This window comes from Maribacter sp. PR66, from assembly GCF_028464205.1.
GTDB classification, from domain to species: domain Bacteria; phylum Bacteroidota; class Bacteroidia; order Flavobacteriales; family Flavobacteriaceae; genus Maribacter; species Maribacter flavus.
Genome location: NZ_JAQPCH010000008.1, coordinates 45,328 through 65,146 on the forward strand (window position 1 = coordinate 45,328; position 19,819 = coordinate 65,146).

A 19,819-nucleotide genomic window follows, 5' to 3' on the forward strand; every position below is an offset into this window, starting at 1 on the left:
CCAATATTTTCCAAATTTACTATGCATGCATAGTAAATTTTATCACTTTTTTTAAAACGGCCATCCCATTAATTGATATATAATTTCCTATTTTTGCTTGCTTTCAATTGAAAGGTTAAAGACTATTATTTCTTATTGACATGAAAACATTACAGTTTAGAGAAGCTATTGCGGAGGCGATGTCCGAGGAGATGCGTAGGGATGAGTCCATTTATCTAATGGGCGAGGAGGTAGCCGAGTATAACGGGGCCTACAAAGCTTCCAAAGGTATGTTGGACGAATTTGGACCCAAAAGGGTTATAGATACGCCTATTGCGGAATTGGGCTTTGCCGGGGTGGCAGTAGGTTCCACCATGACTGGCAACAGGCCCATCGTGGAATTCATGACCTTTAACTTTTCATTGGTTGGAATCGACCAAATCATAAACAACGCTGCCAAAATTAGGCAAATGTCCGGCGGACAGTTTCCTTGTCCAATCGTGTTTAGGGGACCTACTGCCTCTGCAGGTCAATTGGCGGCAACGCATTCCCAGGCCTTTGAGAGTTGGTACGCCAACTGTCCCGGGTTAAAAGTGATAGTTCCTTCAAATCCGGCTGATGCAAAAGGATTATTGAAATCTGCTATCAGGGACGACGACCCCGTCATTTTTATGGAATCCGAGCAGATGTATGGCGACAAGGGCGAAGTGCCCGAGGGCGAATACACCATTCCTATTGGCGTAGCGGATATCAAAAGAGAAGGTAGCGACGTCACAATCGTTTCCTTTGGAAAAATTATTAAGGAGGCCTACAAAGCGGCCGATGAACTTGAAAAAGAGGGCATCAGCTGCGAAATAATCGACCTAAGGACCGTAAAGCCTTTGGATTACGATGCGGTGGTTAAATCTGTAAAGAAAACGAACCGTTTGGTCGTCTTGGAGGAAGCTTGGCCTTTTGGTAATGTAGCCACGGAAATCACCTATCATATTCAGGCAAATGCCTTTGATTATTTGGATGCCCCCATCATAAAAATCAATACGGCGGATACACCTGCACCTTACTCTCCAGTTTTATTGGAGGAATGGCTGCCCAACCACGAAGATGTTATCAAGGCAGTTAAAAAAGTGTTATATAAATAATTGGAAATTTTTGTAAAGTATCTTAGCTTCTTCGACCTATGTCGAAGAAGCTTTTTTATTGGTACGCTATTTGTACAGGGGCCTAATGGTACATCATATACATGAATAGATTCTTTTTCCATTTTTTTCTTCTTTTTACCTTAGGTGTTCTAGGCCAGACAAAGGTTGGAGGTATCGTTTCTGATGAAAGCGGTCAGCCTGTGGCCTTCGCGAATGTACTGTTCCAAGGTTCTACGGAAGGTACCATAACCAATGATAATGGTCGGTTCTATTTGGAATCGGACAATACGTATGATGTGTTGGTGGTTTCGTTCATCGGGTATGAGAACAAGGAGATTTCGCTCACTTCCAAGATAAACTTCAACATGGAAATTGTCCTTTCCGAAGCTGCTGAGCAACTCAACGAGGTAGTTTTGATATCGGGAAAGCAATCCAAAAAAAATAATCCCGCCGTGGATATCCTACGAAAGATTTGGGCCAAAAAGCGGGAAAACGGTATTCGCAAATTCGACCAGTATGCCTTTGATAAATACGAAAAGGTGGAGTTCGATTTGAACACCATTGATAGTGCCTTGATGAAAAGGAAGATTTTCAAGGGGCTGGAATTCGTGTTTCAGGATCTGGATACCTCCCGCATCACGGGTAAAACCTATCTTCCCATCTTTTTGAACGAAACGTTTTCAAAGGTGTATGGCGATAATATCATCAACGAAGAAAAAGAGGACGTGTTGGGCAATAAAAATTCCGGCTTTGAGAATAATCAAGCTATCATTGCCTTTGTTCAGGACCTTTACCAGAGCTATGATATCTATGATAACTATCTCAAGTTTTTTGACAAGAGTTTTACGAGTCCGCTGTCAAGAACGGGAATAGACACCTATAACTACGCGTTGCGCGATAGTGCCTTTATCGATACTAAATGGTGCTACAATATAGTGTACTATCCCAGACGTAAAAACGAGCTAACGTTTAAGGGCGATTTTTGGGTGAACGACTCTACCTGGGCTATCAAGAACATTAATCTGGAAGTTACCAAAAGTGCCAACATCAACTGGGTCAAGGAAATATATATTGAGCAGGATTTTGAGGTGGTCAACGATTCCCTTTTTCTTTTGAAGCGAGATTATATGCTGAGCGATTTCAGCTTTCAAAAAAAGGAGGAATCTAGAGGTGTTTATGGCAAACGGACCACGGTCTATGACAATTACGTGTTCAACGACAAAAAGCCGAAGGATTTTTACCGAAAGGACCAAAATCCTTTGGATATCAACTTGATCGTTAGGGACGATGAATTCTGGCAGAAAAACCGATTGGAATCCCTAAATAAGGATGAAGCGGGAATCTACACCCTGCTGGATACCCTAAAAACGGTTCCAAAATTCAAATCCTACTATAATTTGGTGAGCATACTTGGGTCCGGATATGTGGAGATCGATACATGGGACTTGGATATTGGTAATGTGTACGATGTGTTTGGGTTCAATCCGGCGGAAGGACCAAGGTTGAGGTTGGGAGCAAGGACCTATAGGGGCCAGAACGACCTATGGCGCTTGGAGGGCTACATGGCTTATGGATTTACGGACCAAAAGGTGAAACATGGATTGAGCGGTAAGTTTCTGATCGACCCAAAGACCCGGTTGATAATTTCTGGTGGAAACAGGCGCGATATTGAGCAATTGGGTGTTAGCCTCACGGCGACCCGTGATGTGCTTGGCCGTAGCATCGCTTCTTCTTCGTTGTTGACGGTGGGGGCAAATAACAGACTGACGAATATTAATTTGAGCGCCCTTAATTTTGAAATGGAACCCATTACCAATTTTAGGATCTCCTTGGGCGGAACCTTCAGGACCCTGAGCTCTGCCCTGCCCAACGATTTTAGTCTGGATTATATAGACCCAGATGCCCCCAGTGGTGTATCATCCGAAATACGGCAGTTCGACTTCAATACCCTGTTGATCTATACACCCGGGAAAAAAACGATAGGCTATGGCGTGGAAAGGCGGGATGTAAACGATACCTATAGTACGCTATTGCTCAATTATACAAAAGGAACGGAGGGTGTCCTGGGCAGTGATTTTAACTATCAGAAATTACAATTTTCCTATAGCCAACCTTGGCAATTGGGTGGTTTTGGAAGATTGATGAGCACTGTGGAATTGGGCAAGACCTTTGGGGAAGTTCCTTTAGGCTTGTTGAGCGTGGTACCCGGAAACCAGACCTTTTTCTCAAATTATGGAACTTTCCCCAATCTCGATTTTTATGAATTTGTTACCGATACCTATGCATCGGTGCATTTGGAACACAATTTTAACGGGAGACTCTTCTCCAGGATACCATTTTTGCGTAAATTGAACCTGAGGGAGATTGTGGGACTCAGGGGTGTTTGGGGAAGCCTATCGGAGGAAAATATAGCTCTAAGTGCTCCGGCGAACGTGAATACGCCGCTAAGGGCGCCTTCGGAGAAAATATATTATGAATACTCCTTGGGAATAGGGAATATCTTTCGGATTTTCAGGGTCGACTTTAATTTTAGGGGCAACTACTTGGACAATCCCGATGCCAGACCCTTTGGTATTACCGGAAGCTTTGGATTTAGTTTTTGATTTTCAGGGCAATTAACGGAAGTAGGCTTCGTTACTAAAACAAACAGTATTTACTTTATACACGAACATGGCCAAAAAAAAAGACGTAACATTTGATGTTTTGATAGAGATTCCCAAAGGGAGCAGGAACAAATATGAGTATGATTTTACCTTACACAAAATACGGTTCGATAGGACCTTGTTTTCTTCCATGATGTATCCAGGAGATTACGGGTTTGTACCGGAGACCCTTGCATTGGACAGGGACCCACTGGATGTTTTGGTTTTGGGCACTGAACCAACGTTCCCTATGGTGGTCATGGAGGTTAAGCCCATAGGTGTATTTCACATGACCGATGAAAAAGGACCGGACGAGAAAATCATCTGTGTTCCCGTGTCTGATCCTATTTGGAGCAAGAGGGATGACATTAGCGATTTGAATCCGCATAGGCTCAAGGAAATAGAACACTTCTTTCAGGTGTACAAGGATCTGGAAAAAAAGAAGGTGGACACTGGTGGCTGGGGCAATCATGAAGAGGCCATTAAAATCTATCATGAGTGTGTTACAAGGTATCAGGAGAGCGAGCATAAGGATAAGCGCACCTTTATGATATAGCTATTTTAAGGAATGTAAAGCCCCCTTTATTATTATAAAAGGGGGCTTTTTTTATTATATTCTATTTTACTACTTTAGCAGCCACAAAAAAATAACTAATCAAATGGATTTAATCGTAAAGTTTTTACCTGCTTTTGGCCTCTTGGCGCTGGCATATGTTTTTATTAAGAGCTCCTGGGTTTCCAAGCAAGATGTAGGTAGTGAAAAGATGGCGAGAATAGCCAAAAACATTGCGGACGGAGCAATGTCCTTCTTAAAGGCCGAATACAAAATCTTGGCCGTTTTTGTAGCTGCCGTGGCCGTTTTATTGTATTTTAAGGGTACCAATGAAGTAGGCTCCAACGGTATGGTGGCCGTATCCTTTATTGTAGGTGCTATATGCTCCGCCTTGGCCGGATTCATTGGAATGAAGGTCGCTACCAAGGCCAATGTTAGGACTACGCAGGCCGCTAGGACTTCTTTAGGAAAGGCCTTGGAGGTTGCTTTTGCAGGCGGTGCCGTTATGGGGCTTGGTGTTGTAGGATTGGGAGTATTAGGTTTGAGCGGTCTTTTTATGATATATAGTGGTCAAGGTTGGTCCTTGGGTGAAGTTTTGAACGTATTGTCAGGTTTCTCCTTGGGAGCATCTTCCATTGCGCTTTTTGCTCGTGTTGGTGGCGGTATCTATACCAAGGCAGCGGACGTTGGTGCGGATTTGGTTGGTAAGGTAGAAGCGGGTATTCCAGAGGATCACCCTTTGAATCCTGCTACCATTGCTGATAACGTTGGTGATAACGTTGGGGACGTTGCCGGTATGGGCGCGGATTTGTTCGAGTCCTATGTGGGTTCTATCATCGGTACCATGGTATTGGGAGCCGCTTTTGTTCAGATTCCCGCTTTTGCAGGTTCATTCGATGGTCTTGGTGCTGTGTACCTTCCATTGGTACTGGCAGCTGTCGGTATCATTATGTCCATCATTGGAACCTTCTTCGTTAAGGTAAAGGATGGCGGAAATCCACAGACCGCATTGAACATTGGGGAATTTGGATCCGCTGGTCTGATGTTGGTCGCCTGTTATTTTATAATTACCAATATGTTACCGGAAAGCTGGACTTTTGGGGGTGTAGAGTATGGTTCAATAGGTGTTTTTATAGCTGTATTGGCCGGACTCGTGGCCGGACTTGCCGTAGGTAAGGTTACCGAATATTACACGGGAACAGGTACAAAACCTGTTAATAGCATTGTAAGACAGTCCGAAACTGGAGCTGCTACGAACATTATCTCTGGATTAGGTGTGGGTATGATGTCCACTATGTTCCCTATTCTTTTGATTGCCGCTGCGATTTTGGTTTCCTATCATTTTGCGGGATTATACGGTATTGCGATTGCTGCCGTAGGGATGTTGGCCAATACGGGAATCCAATTGGCCGTGGATGCCTACGGACCCATTTCCGATAACGCAGGTGGTATTGCCGAAATGGCCGAATTGCCTAGCGAGGTTAGGGAACGTACTGATAAATTGGATGCGGTAGGAAACACTACGGCAGCTATTGGAAAGGGATTCGCAATTGCTTCTGCAGCCTTGACTGCCTTGGCCCTTTTTGCTGCTTTTATGCAAACGGCTAATGTAACGGCAATCGATGTTTCAAAACCGACTGTAATGGCCGGTCTACTGGTTGGTGGTATGTTACCATTCGTATTTTCTGCATTATCGATGAATGCGGTGGGCCGTGCGGCTATGGCCATGATCGAGGAGGTTCGTAGACAGTTTAGGGATATCCCCCAATTAAAGGCTGCCTTGGAGGTTATGAGAGCGGTGGATTCCGATATGTCCAAAGCCACCGAAGCCCAAAGAGCTACTTTTGATGCAGCCGATGGTGTTGCCGAATATGATAAATGTGTAGCTATTTCTACACAGGCTTCCATTAAAGAAATGGTATTGCCTGGTCTTTTGGCCATTGCAGTTCCTGTTGCCGTTGGTTTTATAGGTGGTGCCGAAATGTTGGGCGGACTTTTGGCAGGTGTAACTACTTGTGGGGTTTTGATGGCCATCTTCCAGTCCAATGCCGGTGGTGCTTGGGATAACGCTAAAAAGACCATAGAAAGTGACGGACGTAAAGGTACGGACGCCCATAAAGCGGCGGTTGTAGGTGATACGGTAGGAGATCCTTTCAAGGATACTTCAGGTCCTTCCTTGAATATTCTTTTAAAGTTAATGTCCGTTGTGGCTTTGGTAATTGCGCCAAGTATTGCAATGAGCGGCGATAGCATGACGGCTTATAACGAAGAGAAAATCGCTACCGAAGTTGTTGCAAAGCAAGTTGAAAAACAAGTTGAGGTAAAAATGGAAAAAACTGGAGATACCATGGTAAAGGCTACTGTGGTGACTACTTTAACCGAAAATGGTCAAAAGTCCATAAGCGAGCAAGTTTTTGAAGGAACTGAGGAGGAAGTGAAAGCCAAAATCGAGGCCTTCAACAAATCTAGTGAAGGTGTTAAAGTCCAAATCGAAAAAGTAGTCGAAGAGGTTAAGGAAGAAGTTCAGTAAGACCTTTTTATTTAATTATTTCTAAAATAGTAACGGTCCTGCCATTATTGGCGGGACCGTTTTATTTTTTGTATGCCGAAGTATTACTGAAGTTTAAAATGAATGGGAATACTAAAAGAGACCTTTACAGGAGTTCCTCTTTGTTTTCCTGGGGTCATTTTAGGAAGTTTTGAAAGAATGCGAATAGCTTCTTCCTCCAAAATTTTGTGGGGTCCTCTTTTTTGTATGGTTCCAATAGATCCATCGCTTTTGATTTCAAACTGGGTACTGACCCTACCCTGAATCCCCATTTCTTGGGCCATTTCTGGATAACGGAAGTTTTTTTGGATATGCTTTTGCATCATTTCGTTAAAACATTCCCGTTTGTCCTTGGCATTTTCGCAACCTGGGAAAACGGGCACATCTTCTATCGTTATCCAGTTTACATTGACCTCTTCCTCTATTTCTTCAACCACTAAATCTTCAGGTTCAATTATTTCGGTTTCGGTATCAGCTTCTGTAGATAATATTTCAGTTTCATCAATTTCAACATCGTTGTCTTCCACTTTTATTTCAGGGGGAAGCACTTGTTTAATTTTGGGTCTTTCAATCTTAAATATTTCTAGCGGTTCTTCATCTATTTCAATTGGAGCAACATTCATGCTTACATCATAGATGGAGTTAGGTTCATACGTTTTCCATTCCAAGGCAACAAATGCCAGCCCTAGTACGAGCATGAGTCCTAAAACAAAGAAAAGGCCACTTTTTTTGTTGAGGTCTTTTTTCGGGTTCTTTTTTGGTTTCATCTTTTAAAAAATTGTGGCTTCCATGGTGCAAGCCTGATTATACATGCGTTTTGTTATGAACTAAAGCTATACTAAAGGACTCGGTCTTAAAATGGCCAATGAGTGAAGGGTCTGTTTGAATGAGTGAAAATCTACTAGCGGTATTTTTACGGTAAAATTTTTCATGCCCAATGGAAAATGAATGTATTTTTGAGCATATGGGATTTCTTAAAAAGGATAAACTTCAGATTATCGCATTTAATGGATATGGGACTTCTCATAGATTCTATGTCCGTGGTAGAGCGCTGGAAGATGAGAATATCGACCTTGGGCATAAAGGCGCTTTTAAGTTATTGATCAATACCTGGAAGCGGTTCGAGACCGACGAGATTAAAAAGACGCCAATTCGAATCGCCATTGATGAGACCATTATCCTTCAAGGAAAGACGGACCATGAAGGATATTATCTTGTGAACGAGCAAGTGGAGAATCTGTCCGAATATATGAACGGGGAAGGGTGGGTGAACTTTGAAATCTCTTTTCAGGACACCAAACTAAAAAGGGAAATAATAAACCAAAACCGCTTCCCTGGGGAAATGTTGATTCCCAGTGCTAAGGCCAAATTTGGGGTCATTAGCGATATTGATGATACCATCCTGCATACGGGCGTGGTCTCTTCCTTGAAGTGGAAAGTGATAATCAATACCATGTTTAAAAGGGCGACAAGCAGAAAGCCCTTGGAAGGGGCGGCGGAATTTTATCATCTGCTACATCAAGGTAAAGCTGGGGAAGAGGCGAACCCTATTTTCTATGTAAGCCATAGTCCGTGGAACCTATACCGATATTTGGAACTTTTTCTTACGATTAACAAATTCCCAAAAGGTCCCATTTTACTGCGAAGTATGTCCAGTTTTACCCGAAGAAAACGTAGTGAGAAACCCCAAAAGCAAAAGGAAATCACTGGAATCTTAAATACTTATCCGCAGCTTTCCTTCATTCTAATTGGAGATAGTGGTGAAAAGGACGCGGATATTTATATTGAAATTGCAAAGTTGTTTCCCAACCGGGTAAAGGCCATTTACTTGAGGAGTGTATCGGACGGACGAAGAATGGCAAGGGTATCCAATTTGTTCTCGGCCCACAAGAACATTCCCTTTTTAATGGTCAACAAAACGGAAGAAGCCATTGCCCATGCAAAAGAACAAGGTTTTATTTAATTGGCACCGCCAAAGGGTTTTATTTACCGAGGCCTGACCCGAAATTAGAAGGTCGCTTACTACGAATGCCTTGTGGCCTAGCCCTAGGTAGTCTACTTGAGAGGGTTTAAAATAACCCGTTTATTTCCGCATCGATTTTGTTAATTACTTTACCAAGATCCTCGGGTTTGTCCACGAAGTCAATTTCGTCCACATCAATGATCAACAATTTACCTTTATCATAACCGTGGACCCACGCTTCATAGCGTTCGTTCAATCGGCTTAAATAATCAATCGAAATACTGTTTTCATAATCCCTGCCTCGTTTGTGTATCTGTTTTACCAAATTGGGTATGGAACTTCTAAGGTAAATAAGCAGTTCAGGGGGTTCCACCAAAGATTCCATCAATTCAAACAGGCTGGAATAATTTTTAAAGTCCCTATTGGTCATAAGGCCCATGGCATGAAGGTTGGGTGCAAAAATATGGGCATCCTCATAAATGGTACGGTCCTGTATGACGTCCTTACCGGTTTCCCGGATCTGGACAATTTGTCTATACCTGCTGTTTAGGAAATAGATTTGGAGGTTAAAGCTCCAACGTTCCATTTGGGTGTAAAAATCATCGAGGTAGGGGTTGTCCACAACGTCCTCAAAATGCGCTTCCCACTTATAATGTTTGGCCAGTAATCTTGTTAACGTAGTTTTACCTGCTCCAATGTTTCCTGCTACGGCAATGTGCATTTTGGTGTTATTTAACGGTTAGTTGTTCTGAAAAAGTTGTAGCGTACAATATACGAAGTATATTAACTTTCAAAAAAAATAGTAGTTGAAATGCCTACAATATTTTTGGAGTTTTCCATGCCAGGAATTGGAATCATAAAAAGTATTTAAATCATTTTAAAAAGAAACTATTTTTATACTTTTGCCCGGAACTAAGAGGAAGGATTTGACTGATTGCAACCTCGTTAAAAATGCTAAAGCAGTTTTGTGTCGGGAACGTTTCCGGCGCTCTCCTGAGAAACAATACCTCCTTTAGTCGGGCAACTTCCAAATCCTTTTTAAAAGAAAAAGAAATGGCGTATTTATTTACATCGGAATCCGTTAGTGAAGGACATCCGGATAAAGTGGCAGATCAAATCAGTGATGCCCTGTTGGATCATTTTTTGGCTTTTGACCCAGAAAGTAAAGTGGCCTGTGAAACCTTGGTCACTACGGGTCAGGTAGTATTGGCTGGAGAAGTGAAAAGTCATACCTATTTGGACGTGCAGAATATTGCAAGGGAGGTCATCAATAAAATAGGATATACAAAAGGCGAGTACCAATTTAGTGGCGATTCCTGTGGCGTGATTTCCTTGATTCACGAACAATCCCAAGACATCAATCAAGGTGTGGACAGAGGTTCCAAAGAGGAACAGGGAGCCGGGGATCAGGGGATGATGTTCGGTTATGCCACAAAGGAAACGAATAATTACATGCCTTTGGCCTTGGACATTTCCCATAAAATATTGCACATCTTGGCAGAACTTCGTAGGGAAGGGAAGGAAATAAAATACTTAAGACCGGACGCCAAGGCACAGGTAACCATCGAGTACTCGGATGATAATGTACCGCAACGTATCGATACCATTGTGGTGTCCACCCAGCACGATGCCTTTGATTCCAACGATGAGGCTATGTTGGCGAAGATTAAATCGGACATCATATCCATCCTTATGCCTAAAGTGAAATCCCAATTGCCAGAGGAAATTCAGCAGTTGTTCGATGACCAGATTACCTATCATATCAATCCCACAGGAAAATTTGTTATCGGTGGACCTCATGGGGATACCGGTTTGACCGGAAGAAAGATTATTGTGGATACCTATGGAGGCAAGGGAGCCCATGGTGGCGGAGCCTTTAGCGGTAAGGACCCCAGCAAGGTAGACCGCAGCGCGGCTTATGCGGCCCGTCATATAGCTAAAAATTTGGTTGCTGCTGGCGTCGCCGATGAAATTTTGGTTCAGGTAAGTTATGCCATTGGGGTAGTGGAACCTACGTCTATTTTTGTGGAAACGTATGGAACGTCCAATGTCAATTTGAGCGACGGTGAAATTGCTAGAAAAGTAAGGCAATTGTTCGATTTAAGACCTTTTGCGGTCGAGGAACGCCTAAAGCTTAGAAACCCCATTTATTTGGAAACCGCTGCCTACGGTCACATGGGCAAGGAATCCAAAAAAGTGGTCAAAGTTTTCGAATCCCCGTATAATGGTCGGGTTGAAATGGAAGTAGAATTGTTTACCTGGGAGAAATTGGATATGGTGCAGGAGGTTAAAGTCGCCTTTGGGCTATAACAAATTTTCAATACTATTTACATAAAGGAGCTATATATAGCTCCTTTTTATTTTCAGGAATAACCATTCTTTCCTAGCTTTAAGGACAATTAATTCAACCATAATGAAATCTACCTTAAAGTATCTACTGACATTGTTCATTATTACTTCCTTTGCGTATTCCTGCAAAAGAACGAACCAAACTACGGAAACCGTTGAGGTTTCGGATACCTATGTAGCCGACAATTACACCAAAAAGGAGGTGGATATTGAAATGCGTGACGGTATAAAGTTGCACACCACCATTTATTCCCCAAAGGATACTTCCATAGAATATCCCATCATTATGCAACGCACCCCCTATAGTTCCAGACCCTATGGTGAAGGTCAGTTCAAGGAAGCTATCGCACCCAATAAGCATATGATGAAGGAAGGGTATATCGTGGTATATCAAGACGTGCGGGGCAGGTGGTTGAGCGAGGGCCATTATGAAAATATGCGGGCCTATATTCCCAATAAAAAATCGGATCAAGACATCGATGAAAGTTCAGACACCTACGATACCATAGAATGGTTGGTGAACAACGTGGAAAACAACAATGGCCGGGTAGGAATTTGGGGCATTTCCTATCCCGGGTTTTATTCCACCTATGCCACGGTGGATGCGCACCCGGCTTTAAAGGCGGCCTCGCCCCAGGCGTGTATTGGCGATTTCTTTTTTGACGATTTCCACCACAACGGTGCCTATTTGTTGAGTTATTTTAGGGCGACGAGCGTTTTCGGGACGCCTAGGCCCAACGGGGATCAGCCCATTGATACAGCTTGGTATGACCTTCCGGACCTGGGTACGGAAGACCAGTATCAGTTTTTCCTGGATGCAGGGCCCTTAAAAAATTTAGATCGATTTTTTGAGTACGAAACCGGAGATACCCCAAGGATGGCCATGGACGGCCAGACGGACGATTTCTTTTGGAACGAGTTAAAGGAGCATCCCAATTACGATGAACTTTGGCAAAGCCGTGGACTTATCCAACACCTGAAGGACGTAAAAAGCCATGTAGCGACCATGATTGTTGGGGGTTGGTTCGATGCAGAGGATTTGTACGGTCCCTTGGAAACATATAAAAACATTGAAAAATATAATAAGGACAACTATAACACTATGGTATTTGGTCCTTGGGACCATGGTGGATGGGCCCGAAGCAGGGGTAAGAACATCGTTGGGAATTATTATTTTGGTGATGGTATTTCGGAATTTTTTCAGGAAAACATTGAGACAAAGTTTTTCCAACATTTTCTTAAAGGCGATGGAAGCAAGAACAGTGGACTCCCCGAAGCCTATGTATTCGATTCCGGTAGGAAGGAGTGGAAACAATACGACACCTGGCCACCTGCAGGGGCCCAGAAGCAGGAAATGTACCTGAGCGAAAACCAGGAATTAACCACGGAGAAGCAGGGTGAATCAGGCATAGAGTTCGTCAGTGATATTAAGAAACCGGTACCCTATTCTGAGGATATTAAATCGGTTTTCACTCCTAGAAAATATATGACGGACGATCAGAGATTCGCCGCAAGAAGGTCGGACGTATTGGTTTTTGAGACCGATGTTTTAACAGAGGACCTTACCTTGGCAGGAGACATTATGGCGAATTTGAACGTGGCCACCACAGGAACGGCTGCGGATTGGATTGTCAAGGTTATCGATGTGCACCCTGCCGATGCCGAAAATCATGAGGAGATGCAGGACCATCTTAAAATGAGCAACTACCATTTGATGGTGCGTAGTGAGGTATTAAGGGGAAGGTTTCGGAACAGTTTCTCAGACCCGGAACCCTTTGTGCCCAATGAAAAAACGGCTGTAAATATTAAGCTTCAGGATGTATTCCATACAATCAAAAAGGGACACAAATTGCAGATTCAGGTGCAGAGTACCTGGTTTCCTTTGATAGATTTAAACCCCCAAACGTATGTGGAAAATATTTTTAAGGCGGATGAAACCGACTTTAAGACCCAGACCCATACAGTTTTCACTGATTCCAAGATTGAGTTTACGGTATTACCGTAAGTATTTCAATCACTCCGACCCGATACTTCGTATCGCGCTACCTCCCTTTTCTAAAGGGAGGAGCTTTTTAAGTTTTGCCGTAAAAGGGAAAGAGGTTTAAACCTATCGTTTCACTAGGGTTTTGTTAAATTTTTAGGTTTGATTAGGATTTTAAAAGTTCCTGCCCTTATATTTGCCCCGTTAAGTTCAAACACGTATTGAATAGTTATCAAGAAAGGTGGAGGGATTGGACCCTTTGAAGCCTTAGCAACCCTTGTTCACCCGATTTTCGGAAACAAGAAGGTGCTACATTCTACCCCGTTTGGGGAAGGATAACAGTCATCGAAATTTCTTCGATTCACTTTCTTATAACTTTTTGATTTTATCGAACCGTATTGTCGGCAGGTTCGGGTTTGGCTTTTTTAATCAATTTATGATGTCCGCGATCAATCAAGGACTTAACTATTAAAAAACAAAAATCATGAGCAATCAAAAATTAGCAACGAATGCACTTCATGCCGGGCATGACACTACACAATCCGCAGGTACTAGGGCCGTACCAATTTATCAAACGTCATCCTACGTATTCAATAATACGGAGCATGCCGCGAATCTATTTTCCTTGGCCGAACTGGGTTTTATCTATACCCGATTGAACAACCCGACCAACCAGATTCTTCAGGACCGTTTGGCCGCTGTGGAAGGTGGAGTTGGTGCGGTGGTATTCGCATCTGGAACGGCCGCCATTTCTACGGGGTTGTTGACACTGTTAAAGGCCGGGGACCATATTGTAGCCTCCAGCAGTTTATATGGGGGTACGTTCAACCTGTTGAATGTGACGCTCCCAAGAATGGGAATCCATACTACCTTTGTAGATGCGTCAAAACCGGAAAATTTTGGGAAGGCCGTAAAGGAAAATACCAGGGCTATCTTTGTGGAGTCTCTCGGAAATCCTAAACTGGACGTCCTGGATTTAAAGGCCATATCCAAAGAAGCCAAAGCAGCGGGCGTTCCGTTCATTGTGGATAATACGGTAGCTACTCCGGCATTATTGAACCCTATTGAACATGGCGCCAATTTGGTTATCCATTCTTTGACAAAATATATTGGGGGTCAGGGTACGTCTTTGGGCGGTGCCATTATAGACGCGGGTACTTTCGACTGGGCCAATGGAAAATTCCCGGAATTTACCGAACCTTCCGCAGGGTATCACGGTTTGGTATATCATGAAGCCTTGGGAGCTGCAGCCTTTACCTTTAAACTGATTTTGGAAGGTCTTAGGGATTTTGGCGGTGCTTTGAGTCCGTTCAATGCCTTTCAAATTATACAGGGATTGGAAACCTTACCCGTGCGTATCAAGCAACATAGTGCGAATGCCTTGGAGCTTGCGGAATGGTTGCAAAGCAGGGACGAGGTCGCTTGGGTAAAATATCCCGGATTAAAGGGCGACGATTATTATGATTTGGCACAGGAATACCTGCCCAAAGGGCAAAGCGGCTTGGTAACCTTTGGGGTTAAAGGAGGATTTGAAGCGGCCAAAAACGTGACCGATGCCACCAAAATATTTTCGCTTTTGGCAAATATTGGCGATACAAAATCCCTTATCATCCATCCGGCGAGTACCACACATCAGCAGTTGACGCAAGAACAGCAACTGGGTGCGGGCGTGAGTCAGGATTTGATCCGACTTTCCGTTGGCCTAGAGGATATAGATGATTTAAAGGCCGATTTGGAACAGGCCTTTGCCGCAGCGAATATCTAGCGGTAAAAGAAACGAGTCAATACACGGCAAAACGCTGATAAATAGATAATTTTGGCATCCTATGCTACATCATTTACATATAAAGGAATATACCACGCTTTCTGCAGTGACCCAGGATATAGAACTGTCCTATGAACTGTTTGGGGCCAAGCTCCATACGGCTCCCATAATTTTGGTGAACCATGCCCTCACGGGGAATTCCAACGTTACGGGAGAAAATGGGTGGTGGTCCGCGTTGATTGGGGAAGGAAAATGCATCGATACGAAAAAGTATACCATTCTTTGTTTTAACATCCCCGGAAACGGATACGATAAGTTTGTCATTGAAAATTATAAGGATTTTGTGGCCGGGGATATGGCCCGCATTTTCTTATTGGGGCTGGAAAAACTGAACATTAAAAAGCTTTTTGCCATCATCGGGGGTTCTTTGGGAGGTGGTATCGCTTGGGAAATGGCGGCCATTAATTCGAATTTGACGGAGCACCTGGTTCCAGTGGCGTCCGACTGGAAATCGACCGATTGGCTCATCGCCAATTGTCAGATCCAGGAACAGTTTCTGGTAAATTCCAAACAGCCCGTACACGACGCCCGCATGCACGCCATGTTGTGCTATCGTACCCCCGAGTCCTTCAAGGAGCGGTTTAAACGTAGTACGAACGAGGAGCTTCAGGTGTTCAATGTGGAAAGCTGGCTGATGCACCACGGGGAAAAGTTACAGGAACGCTTTCAATTATCGGCCTATAAGCTGATGAACCAATTGTTGAAGACCATCGATGTGACCCGAAACGGGGAGGAGAACTTCATCAAACTTCAAAATAGTGCTACCAACATCCATATCATTGGAGTGGATTCCGACCTGTTTTTTACGGCGAAGGAGAACAAGGATACCTTTAAACAGTTGGCCCAGGCCAATAGTAACGTAACCTATGGAGAGGTACAATCGCTCCATGGTCATGATGCCTTTCTGATCGAGTTCGAGCAAATGGAAAAACTGCTCAGTTCCATTTTCAATACCAACGGAAAATCGGGAAAGGTAAAAGTCTTGAAATTTGGGGGCAAGTCCTTGAGCAACGGAGAGGGATTGGAACGCGTGTTGGACGTCATCGTTTCCAAAGTGAAGTCAGGCGAGAATATTGCCGTGGTGTTATCCGCACGTGAAAAGGCGACCGATCAATTGGAAAGTCTGTTGGATAAGGCCGCCAAGGGAAAACCGTACAAGGAAGATTTCGAGGCACTGGAAAATTACCAACAGCATACGTATGGCAATGTAAACCTTTCCAAGGAGTTCAAGAGCTTGGCCAAGTTGTTCGAAGGGGTTTCCTTATTGGGCGATTATAGTGCCAAAATCAAGGATGAGGTTTTGGCGCATGGGGAGTTGATTTCGGCTAAATTGGTGACCAAACTGTTGATTGGTAAAGGCATCAATGCCCGATTTTTGGATTCACGGGAACTCATTACCACCGATGCCACTTTTGGGGATGCCAAGGTGCTGGAGCATGTTTCCAAGGAAAAGGTGTTGTTGAAGTTTGCGGAATTGCCCCACGATGCCGTTCCCATCATTACGGGGTTTATTGCCGCTACCGAGGACGGGGAAACCACTACTTTGGGAAGGAACGGCAGTAATTATAGTGCCGCACTTTTGGCCAATTTCTTGGATGCCGAAGAGTTGCAAAATTATACGCATGTCGATGGAATTTTTACCGCCAATCCGGATTATGTGAAGGAGGCCAAGCGAATCAGCAACTTGAGTTATGCAGAGGCGAACGAGATGGCCAACTTTGGAGCCACGATTTTGCATGCCAAGACGATTATTCCGTTGATTGAAAAGAACATTCCGTTGCGGATCCTAAATACCTATAACGACGATAACGAAGGCACTTTGATCAGTGCCAAGGCCAGCAAGGAAGGTATCCGCTCCATTTCGGTCATTGAGGATGTGGCCTTGATCAACCTGGAAGGGCGCGGTTTGTTGGGGAAAGTGGGTATCGATGCCCGTATCTTCAAGACTTTGGAGGCCATCAACATCAGTGTAAGCATTATTTCCCAGGGTTCTTCGGAGCGGGGAATCGGTTTGGTGGTGAAGCGCGACAAGGCGGAACGCGCCAAGCGAGCCTTGGAGAACGAGTTTTCGAGCGATTTCCAGAGTCAGGACATCAATATGATCAAGGTGGTAGCCGACGTATCGGTCATTTCCGTGGTAGGTCAGGATTTGAGCACCTTCCACAAACCTTTCAATGCCCTTATCAAAAACCAGATCGTACCGCTGTTGTTCAACAATACGGTATCGGGCAAAAACGTGAGTTTGGTGGTGCGGAAATCGGACTTGACCAAGGCAGTAAACGTGATGCACGGGCAGATTTTCGGGGTGAGCAAAAAGGTAAATCTGGCGGTTTTCGGTCACGGAAACGTTGGAGGAACACTGATCGACCAGATCTTGAAATCGGCCAAAAATATCGAGGCCCGAAAAGGTATCGATTTGAGAGTCTTCGCCATTGCCAATTCAAGAAAGGTATTGTTGGACGCTAACGGGGTAACAGGTCGATGGAAGACCAACATCCAAAGCAAGGGAAAATCCTATGAGGTCAAGGATGTCATCGAGTTTGCCAAAAGCAATCATCTGGAAAACCTGATCGTCATCGACAACACCGCTAGTCGGGATTTTGTGGCCCATTATTTCGATTTTGTGGAGAACGGCTTCGATGTTGTTTCCTCCAATAAAATTGCCAATACCCTTGGATTCGATTACTATCAATTATTACGTGAAGAGCTGGACAAACACCAAAAGCAATACCTGTACGAGACCAATGTAGGTGCTGGCTTGCCGCTGATTGACACCATAAAATTATTGCATTTGTCGGGCGAAAATATCACCCGTATCAAAGGCGTATTTTCAGGGTCCTTGAGTTATATTTTCAATACCTTTTCCGAGGTGGATGCCCCATTTTCCTCCATTATAAAGGATGCCAAACTAAAAGGCTTTACGGAACCTGACCCTCGGGAAGACCTTTCCGGGAACGATGTGGGCCGAAAGCTGTTGATTCTGGCAAGGGAACTGGATCTGAGCAACGAATTTACTGATATCAACATCGAAAATCTGATTCCCTCCACCTTGGAAAAAGGAGAAGTGGATTTCTTTATGGAACATATGGAGGTGTTGGACGATACCTTCAACGAAATCAAGAGGAACCAAAAACCGAACCATGTATTGCGCTATGTGGGCGACCTGCATGGGGACTTGCAAAAGGAAAAAGGTATATTGGATGTGAAACTGGTTTCCGTACCCAAAGAAAGTGCCTTGGGGCAGGTAAAAGGGTCTGACTCCATCATCGAAATTTATACCGAGTCTTACGGTGAAAACCCTTTGGTCATCCAAGGTGCCGGTGCGGGTGCCGCGGTGACCGCCCGTGGGGTATTTGGGGATATATTAAGGATTGCGGAGAAAAGTTGACTGTTAAGAAGAAAAGAGAAAAGAAAAAAGAGAAAAGTGTTTTTTTGCTAATTGCTAATTGCTAAAAGCCAACAACCAATGAACAAAAAATTCGAAACGAACGCCATACGGAATCAGTTGAAACGCACGGAAAACCTGGAGCATTCCGTACCTATGTACTTAACGTCCAGTTTTGTCTTTGAGGATGCAGAGGACATGCGCGCCTCGTTTGCGGAGGAGAAGGAGCGTAACATCTATTCCCGCTATTCCAATCCCAATACCAATGAGTTTGTGGATAAGGTTTGTCAAATGGAAGGGGCGGAGCAGGGCTTTGCCTTTGCCTCGGGTATGGCGGCCGTATTCTCGACTTTGGCGGCCTTGTTGGAGAGTGGCGACCATGTGGTTTCGGCAGCCAGTATTTTTGGGTCTACACATTCCCTGTTCAACAACTTTTTTCCGAAGTGGAATATTTCCCACAGTTATTTTGATGTACATGATTTGGACTCCATAGAAGGACTTATCCAACCGAATACCAAATTGATCTATGCCGAAACTCCCACGAATCCAGGTGTGGATGTGCTGGAGTTGGAAGTGTTGGGCCAGATTGCGAAAAAACATAACGTTTTGTTGGTAATCGATAACTGTTTTGCCTCGCCCTATTTGCAGCAACCTATTAAGTTTGGCGCGGATTTGGTCATTCATTCCGGTACCAAACTAATGGATGGTCAGGGACGCGTCTTGGCAGGTATTACCGTGGGTAAGGCGGAACTGATGGACAAGGTCTACCGCTTCTCCCGTATTACGGGTCCTGCCCTTTCCCCGTTTAACGCTTGGGTATTGAGCAAGAGCTTGGAGACCCTAGCAGTAAGGGTAGATCGGCATTGTGCCAATGCCCTTAAATTGGCCGAATTTTTGGAAACGCACGACCGGGTAAACTGGGTAAAATATCCCTTCTTAAAGTCGCACCCAAAATACGATGTCGCAAAAAAGCAGATGAAGGCCGGTGGCTGTGTGGTCGCCTTTGAGGTAAAGGGCGGACTGGAAGCTGGCCGAAAATTCTTCGATTCCATAAAACTGTTGTCCCTCTCCGCCAATTTGGGGGATTCCCGTAGTATCGTGACCCATCCGGCCTCGACTACCCACAGCAAGCTGTCCGTGGCCGAGCGTGCCGCCAGTGGTATTACCGAAGGTATGGTCCGTATTTCTGTAGGTCTGGAGCATATTGATGATATAATTGCCGATATTTCCCAGGCGTTGGGGTAATTACAAATTCTTCAAAATTGTCAGTTCGATTGATTTTCACTAGAAAATAGTATCGAGAACATTTTGATTTAAACGTGTCCTTCTCGATACAAAATTACAATGCGATTTCACTCGTAGTGATAAAAGTGTCTTGCCATTCATTTTGAGGGGCCGGGAATGGTGAGGAAAGTGCGTCTGGAAATCACCAAAGGCCTGAACCACAGCCTATAG

General features: G+C 44.2%; 12 protein-coding genes and 1 riboswitch. Of the genes, 10 read left to right on the forward strand and 2 right to left on the reverse strand.

Translation table 11 applies throughout. The annotated features are described in order from the left end of the window. The first annotated feature begins 140 nt into the window (after positions 1–140). The 4 genes from PP181_RS13820 to PP181_RS13835 all read left to right on the forward strand — a co-directional run bounded on the left by PP181_RS13820 (position 141) and on the right by PP181_RS13835 (position 6,843). Positions 141–1,118 (forward strand): pyruvate dehydrogenase complex E1 component subunit beta, encoded by a 978-nt coding sequence (locus PP181_RS13820; RefSeq protein WP_138259614.1) that lies wholly within the window; start codon positions 141–143, stop codon positions 1,116–1,118. 101 nt (positions 1,119–1,219) lie between these two features. Further along, positions 1,220–3,721 (forward strand): DUF5686 and carboxypeptidase-like regulatory domain-containing protein, encoded by a 2,502-nt coding sequence (locus tag PP181_RS13825; RefSeq protein WP_272637536.1) that lies wholly within the window; start codon positions 1,220–1,222, stop codon positions 3,719–3,721. A gap of 67 nt (positions 3,722–3,788) precedes the next feature. Next, positions 3,789–4,316 carry an inorganic diphosphatase gene (locus PP181_RS13830; protein ID WP_154920528.1) on the forward strand — a complete coding sequence of 176 codons (528 nt, stop codon included), beginning with the start codon at positions 3,789–3,791 and terminating at the stop codon, positions 4,314–4,316. Between the two features lie 103 nt (positions 4,317–4,419). Beyond that, a complete protein-coding gene (locus PP181_RS13835) occupies positions 4,420–6,843 on the forward strand; it encodes a sodium-translocating pyrophosphatase (RefSeq protein WP_272637537.1) in 2,424 nt (807 codons plus the stop codon). Between the two features lie 83 nt (positions 6,844–6,926). Here PP181_RS13835 and PP181_RS13840 read toward each other — a convergent pair whose 3' ends face one another. After that, positions 6,927–7,628 carry an energy transducer TonB gene (locus tag PP181_RS13840; protein ID WP_154920532.1) on the reverse strand — a complete coding sequence of 234 codons (702 nt, stop codon included), beginning with the start codon at positions 7,626–7,628 and terminating at the stop codon, positions 6,927–6,929. A 170-nt stretch (positions 7,629–7,798) separates the two neighbouring features. Between PP181_RS13840 and PP181_RS13845 the strand changes: the two genes are divergently transcribed. Further along, complete coding sequence (locus PP181_RS13845) at positions 7,799–8,824, forward strand: App1 family protein (RefSeq protein ID WP_272637538.1); 1,026 nt, start codon at positions 7,799–7,801, stop codon at positions 8,822–8,824. 106 nt (positions 8,825–8,930) lie between these two features. On the opposite strand, the gene PP181_RS13850 is transcribed toward PP181_RS13845, so the two are convergent. After that, positions 8,931–9,545 (reverse strand): deoxynucleoside kinase, encoded by a 615-nt coding sequence (locus tag PP181_RS13850; protein ID WP_138259619.1) that lies wholly within the window; start codon positions 9,543–9,545, stop codon positions 8,931–8,933. A 332-nt stretch (positions 9,546–9,877) separates the two neighbouring features. Between PP181_RS13850 and metK the strand changes: the two genes are divergently transcribed. The 5 genes from metK (at position 9,878) to PP181_RS13875 (ending at position 19,609) form a co-directional block, all read left to right on the forward strand. Beyond that, positions 9,878–11,134 (forward strand): methionine adenosyltransferase, encoded by a 1,257-nt coding sequence (metK, locus tag PP181_RS13855; protein ID WP_272637612.1) that lies wholly within the window; start codon positions 9,878–9,880, stop codon positions 11,132–11,134. A gap of 103 nt (positions 11,135–11,237) precedes the next feature. Continuing rightward, positions 11,238–13,178, forward strand: a complete 1,941-nt coding sequence (locus tag PP181_RS13860) for a CocE/NonD family hydrolase (RefSeq protein ID WP_154920534.1) — start codon at positions 11,238–11,240, stop codon at positions 13,176–13,178. A 202-nt stretch (positions 13,179–13,380) separates the two neighbouring features. Then, a riboswitch (SAM riboswitch) is annotated at positions 13,381–13,496 on the forward strand. A gap of 142 nt (positions 13,497–13,638) precedes the next feature. Next, positions 13,639–14,919 (forward strand): O-acetylhomoserine aminocarboxypropyltransferase/cysteine synthase family protein, encoded by a 1,281-nt coding sequence (locus PP181_RS13865; RefSeq protein WP_272637539.1) that lies wholly within the window; start codon positions 13,639–13,641, stop codon positions 14,917–14,919. 61 nt (positions 14,920–14,980) lie between these two features. Further along, positions 14,981–18,367 carry a bifunctional aspartate kinase/homoserine dehydrogenase I gene (gene thrA, locus PP181_RS13870; protein ID WP_272637540.1) on the forward strand — a complete coding sequence of 1,129 codons (3,387 nt, stop codon included), beginning with the start codon at positions 14,981–14,983 and terminating at the stop codon, positions 18,365–18,367. Positions 18,368–18,445: 78 nt separating this feature from the next. After that, complete coding sequence (locus PP181_RS13875; RefSeq protein ID WP_154920540.1) at positions 18,446–19,609, forward strand: trans-sulfuration enzyme family protein; 1,164 nt, start codon at positions 18,446–18,448, stop codon at positions 19,607–19,609. The last annotated feature ends 210 nt before the right edge of the window (positions 19,610–19,819 follow it).

Bases quoted from the DNA above. Each gene is read 5' to 3' on its own strand.
- PP181_RS13820 (WP_138259614.1), top strand. From the start codon at position 141: ATGAAAACATTACAGTTTAGAGAAGCTATTGCGGAGGCGATGTCCGAG.
- PP181_RS13825 (WP_272637536.1), top strand. From the start codon at position 1,220: ATGAATAGATTCTTTTTCCATTTTTTTCTTCTTTTTACCTTAGGTGTT.
- PP181_RS13830 (WP_154920528.1), top strand. From the start codon at position 3,789: ATGGCCAAAAAAAAAGACGTAACATTTGATGTTTTGATAGAGATTCCC.
- PP181_RS13835 (WP_272637537.1), top strand. From the start codon at position 4,420: ATGGATTTAATCGTAAAGTTTTTACCTGCTTTTGGCCTCTTGGCGCTG.
- PP181_RS13840 (WP_154920532.1), bottom strand. From the start codon at position 7,628: ATGAAACCAAAAAAGAACCCGAAAAAAGACCTCAACAAAAAAAGTGGC.
- PP181_RS13845 (WP_272637538.1), top strand. From the start codon at position 7,799: ATGGAAAATGAATGTATTTTTGAGCATATGGGATTTCTTAAAAAGGAT.
- PP181_RS13850 (WP_138259619.1), bottom strand. From the start codon at position 9,545: ATGCACATTGCCGTAGCAGGAAACATTGGAGCAGGTAAAACTACGTTA.
- metK (WP_272637612.1), top strand. From the start codon at position 9,878: ATGGCGTATTTATTTACATCGGAATCCGTTAGTGAAGGACATCCGGAT.
- PP181_RS13860 (WP_154920534.1), top strand. From the start codon at position 11,238: ATGAAATCTACCTTAAAGTATCTACTGACATTGTTCATTATTACTTCC.
- PP181_RS13865 (WP_272637539.1), top strand. From the start codon at position 13,639: ATGAGCAATCAAAAATTAGCAACGAATGCACTTCATGCCGGGCATGAC.
- thrA (WP_272637540.1), top strand. From the start codon at position 14,981: ATGCTACATCATTTACATATAAAGGAATATACCACGCTTTCTGCAGTG.
- PP181_RS13875 (WP_154920540.1), top strand. From the start codon at position 18,446: ATGAACAAAAAATTCGAAACGAACGCCATACGGAATCAGTTGAAACGC.